The organism is Herbaspirillum sp. RV1423 (assembly GCF_000577615.1).
Lineage (GTDB): Bacteria > Pseudomonadota > Gammaproteobacteria > Burkholderiales > Burkholderiaceae_D > Herbaspirillum.
In genome coordinates this window covers 1-284 of record NZ_CBXX010000118.1, presented here as the reverse complement: position 1 = coordinate 284, position 284 = coordinate 1, and the positions used below count along the sequence as shown (strand labels likewise).

The following is a 284-nucleotide window of genomic DNA, read 5'->3' as shown; positions in this document are numbered from 1 at the left end:
AGATTGCGCGCCAGGGCATCATCCGTTCGTTCCAGATTTCCGCCGTCTTCCCGCACCTGAGCGTGATGGAGAACGTGCGCATCGGCTTGCAGCGCACCCTGGGCACCTCGTTCCATTTCTGGAAGAGCGGCGACAGCCTCTCGCAACTCAACGACCGCGCCATGGCCCTGCTCGAGGAAGTCGACCTGACCGGCTTCGCCGACACCATCACCGTCGATCTGCCCTATGGCCGCAAGCGCGCACTGGAGATCGCCACCACCCTGGCCATGGAACCCGAACTGATG

The 284-nt window shown here is 63.4% G+C and carries 1 pseudogene; it reads left to right on the top strand.

Features of this window, described 5'->3' with window-relative positions:
* A pseudogene (locus RV1423_RS28370) lies at window positions 1-284 on the top strand (ABC transporter ATP-binding protein); the annotation flags it as partial.